4 protein-coding genes and 1 pseudogene are annotated in these 3,565 nt (G+C 75.6%); 2 read left to right on the plus strand and 3 right to left on the minus strand.

Annotated elements, in window-relative coordinates; translation table 11 throughout:
• Both AC13HU_RS34200 and AC13HU_RS34205 read right to left on the minus strand, forming a co-directional pair.
• Positions 1-576: pseudogene (locus AC13HU_RS34200) on the minus strand (hypothetical protein); the annotation flags it as partial.
• Between the two features lie 222 nt (positions 577-798).
• The gene (locus tag AC13HU_RS34205) at positions 799-1,593 is read right to left on the minus strand and encodes a TIGR03936 family radical SAM-associated protein (RefSeq protein WP_483045883.1); all 795 of its coding nucleotides are present in this window, start codon (positions 1,591-1,593) and stop codon (positions 799-801) included.
• A gap of 82 nt (positions 1,594-1,675) precedes the next feature.
• On the opposite strand from AC13HU_RS34205, the gene AC13HU_RS34210 reads away from it, so the two are divergent.
• The gene (locus AC13HU_RS34210; protein ID WP_483045884.1) at positions 1,676-2,110 is read left to right on the plus strand and encodes a hypothetical protein; all 435 of its coding nucleotides are present in this window, start codon (positions 1,676-1,678) and stop codon (positions 2,108-2,110) included.
• Positions 2,111-2,149: 39 nt separating this feature from the next.
• Here AC13HU_RS34210 and AC13HU_RS34215 read toward each other — a convergent pair whose 3' ends face one another.
• Entirely contained in the window at positions 2,150-3,226 is a 1,077-nt protein-coding gene (locus AC13HU_RS34215; RefSeq protein ID WP_483045885.1) for a hypothetical protein, read from the minus strand.
• 146 nt (positions 3,227-3,372) lie between these two features.
• Between AC13HU_RS34215 and AC13HU_RS34220 the strand changes: the two genes are divergently transcribed.
• The coding region (locus AC13HU_RS34220) for a hypothetical protein (RefSeq protein WP_483045886.1) at positions 3,373-3,565 on the plus strand (193 nt) is incomplete at its 3' end.

Here is a 3,565-nt window from a genome sequence, read left to right on the forward strand (position 1 = left end):
CTCGGAGATGTGTATCAGAGACAGGCTCTCCTCGGCAGCAGGTGCGCTCTGTGCGGGCGCGGCCTCGGCAGCCGGAGTCTCCTCGGCCGCAGCGGGCGCACCCGCCGGAGCCGTCGCCTTACGCGTCGCACGCCGACGCGGACGCGCCGGAGCAGCCTCCGCGTCACTCTCGGCAGCAGGCGCGCTCTCCACAGGCGCGGCCTCGGCAGCCGGAGTCTCCTCGGCCGCAGCGGGCGCACCCGCCGGAGCCGTCGCCTTACGCGTCGCACGCCGACGCGGACGCGCCGGAGCAGCCTCCGCGTCGCCCTCGGCAGCAGGCGCGCTCTGCGCGGCCGGGGTCTCCTCGGCCGGGGCGGCGGCCGCGGTCTTGCGGGTGGCGCGGCGGCGGGGCGCGGCCGGGGCCGCCTCTTCCGTGCCGGCGCCGGACGTGTCGGCGGCGGTGTCCGCTCCGGGCGGGCCCGCCGGGCGGGACGCGGCGCGACGGCGGCGGCGGGGTGCCGCGCTCTCGTCGGCCGCGGCGCCGGAGGAAGTGTGGTCCGGGGTCGAACCCGGGGTGGTCTCGTCGTTGTCGGGCATTCGGGCAGTGCTCCCGTCGTGCCCCCGGGCGCCGCGCCTGGAATCCGGGGTCGGCGGGCCGCTTGGATCGCGGTGGCCGTCCTCCGGGGCGCGGGCGCCGCACGGGGGCTGCTGTCTCGCTCATCGGCCCGCCCCTGCGGGGGGCCGACGAAAGTCTCGTGTGGTCAGCGTCGCCGGACCCGGGTGGCTCCCTGGTGCGCCGGCAACACGTCGACGCCGTACCTAGGCGGAACCGGCAGGTACCGCCACGGCGTCGCGATCTGGCGCGAGCGGGTCGGTGACCGTGCCGGACTCCTCGTCGAGCGGCCCCTGCGCCAGCCTGGTCACCGCTACGGGGACCGGCGGCGCGAGGTCGGCCGTCGCATGGAGGCCGGACAGTACGTCGTCGGGTCGCACGGCAGGTGTCAGGTGTCGTACAACCAGCCGCAGTATCGCACAGGCGTCGCTTCGCGGCGCGCCCGCACCCTGATCCGCCGCCTCCGTGTCCGCGCCGCCGCCCGTCGCATCGCCCGTCGCGGCCTCCGCGGGGACGACCTCGAACCGCGCGACGGCGGCCCGGCAGTCGAAGGTGCGGACGCCGTTCTTGGTGGTGCGCTGCACTTCCACGGTCTCCGCGGCGAGGAACGCGGCGACGGCCCGGCGGGCCTCGTCGGGTTCGACGCCGTCGAGCCTGAGCTGCCACACCGACGCTTCGAGCCGGTCGGCCAGACCCGGGGTGCGGGCGTCGACCGCCTCGATGATGTCGAGGCCGGTGGGCAGCGACTCGTCCAGCAGCAGCCGGAGCCGCTCGGGGTCGCGCGGTGCGGCGAGCGCGATCTCCAGGTACTCCGCCTCGCTGCCGACGCCCGTCGGGGCGGCGTTCGCGTACGACACCTTCGGGTGCGGGGTGAAACCGGCCGAGTACGCCATCGGCACCTCGGCGCGGCGCAGGGCCCGCTCGAAAGCGCGCTGGAAGTCGCGGTGGCTGGTGAACCGGAGGCGGCCGCGCTTGGTGTACCGCAGGCGGATGCGCTGCACCGCCGGTGCCGGCGGCGGGCCCTCTGGCTGTCGCTTACCCAGTGTCGCTCAGTCCTTCGTGTCGGGTGTACCACTCGCCCGCGTGCCCATTCCGGCGCACCCGGGCGTCCCTGCATGTCCAAGGTTACGCCGCGCGCCACAGGCCCCGCGCCGCCCGCGATCAAGCCTGTGGACAACCGCCCGTCGACAACCGCGGCGGCGGCCTCCTCCGCACCTCCTCGGCTTCGACTCGCACGACCGGGACTCGCGCTACCGGCAGGAGTCGCCGCAGACCGCGACGGTCACGGCCGCGTTCGACAGCGGCGAGGAGACGGTGCTGCTCGCCTACAGCGGCGGCGCCGCCACCGGCAACGACAACGCCCGCGGCGACGCGGAGAACCAGCTGATCACCCGGCGGATCGCGGTGCCCGCCGGGGCGAGGGCGGTGCCGCCGAAGTTCCGGATGCTCGACGCGGGCAACAACTGGTACCGGGCGATCGACCACGTCCGGCCCGGCCTCACCCCGGTGACGAACTGACCTCAAGTCACCTGTCGGGCAAAGCCAGTTGACGGATCGTCACTTTCCTTGCCGCGGGCCCGACTTGCCCATGTCGGGCGGCGGCCCGAAGCCGTCCGGCGGTGGCCCGAAGCCGCCGCCTGGCGCGGGCGGCGGCGTGGGCGGCACATCGCCACCCGGCGGCGCCGCCTGGTCCGGGCGGGTGCGGTGCGGCGCGACCGGGGGCAGCCTCGGGTCGCGCCGGGCCGGATCGACCCGCCACGGCACGGGCGGCAGCGGCTCCGCCGGCTCGGCGCCGGCCCGGTAGGAGGCGGCCGGGGGCAGCCGCGCCTCGTGCCGGGCCTGCCGGGACTGCCGCGGCAGATCGGCCGGCGGCGCCTCGCGCGGGGTGCCGAACAGCGCGGACCCGACGGCCCGCCGGGCATCGGCCAGCGCGACCCGGATCGGGTGCAGGATCTCCCGGCGGACGAACCGGAACACCGCGGCGATCACACGGAAGACCGGCGCCCCGGTGTAGCGCCAGACGAAGGCGATCGGCAGGAAGACCAGCACCCGGAAGAACCAGCCGATGCCGCGGCCGATCAGCCGGGCCACGTACGCGCCCGCCCGCCAGGCGGCCGCGACCGCCGCGCCGATCTCCCGGCCGACCGGCACCAGCACCTTCTGCCACAGGAAGACCAGCGGCACCACCACGAGGTAGTTCAGCAGCCAGGCCAGGCCGACCACGACCCACCGCAGCCCGTAGCGCCACAGTGCGACCACCGGCCAGACCAGCACCCACCGCACCAGGAACGAGACGGCCAGGCCGATCCCCCGCAGCACCGGCGCCAGCACGTACGTCCACAGCCACACGGCAGGGATGACGATCAGCACCCGGCCGACCGGCACCAGGACATGGCGCCAGATCGCGGAGAGCAGCAGCCCGAACGCGCGCAGCGGCGGGTACAGGACGTACTGCCACAGCGCGCGGCACACCCAGGCCAGCGCGTCCCACAGCAGTTTCAGCGGCAGGACGACGACGAACGCGACGATGCGCACGGGTATCCGGATGACGGCGACGACACAGCCGTCGCCCTGCCCCTGGGGGCCCTGCGGAGCCTGCGGTGCGCCCGGCGCCCGCGGTCTGTCGTAAGCCATGGCCAAAACTTATCGGCACCGTGCGGGGTACCCTGGGAAGACCGGAGGCATTTCGTGCGCGGGCACTCCCGCCGGCGCCGCCGTCGGAACGGTCGAACGCGGTCAGCCGTCGTCGTACGGACGCCGCGCGGCGAGGTGAATCACCGATGACCATCGCCATAGCCCTCGCAGTGATCGCGGTCGTGGCCGTCGCGGGCGTGTGGCTGCTGCGCAAACTGGCCGCCGAGCAGCGCGACGGCGGCCCCACCCCGCATGCCGAGGACGGTCCGCCGGCCGGCGCCGAGGAAGGCGCCGAGGCCAGGCCCGCGGCCGACTTCCCCTGGCGGGACCGCCCCGAGG

The sequence above is a fragment of the Streptomyces sp. NH27 genome (assembly GCF_056859195.1).

What these genes read in the sequence shown, in the direction of transcription:
- AC13HU_RS34215 (WP_483045885.1), bottom strand. Translation starts at nt 3,226, where the DNA reads ATGGCTTACGACAGACCGCGGGCGCCGGGCGCACCGCAGGCTCCGCAG.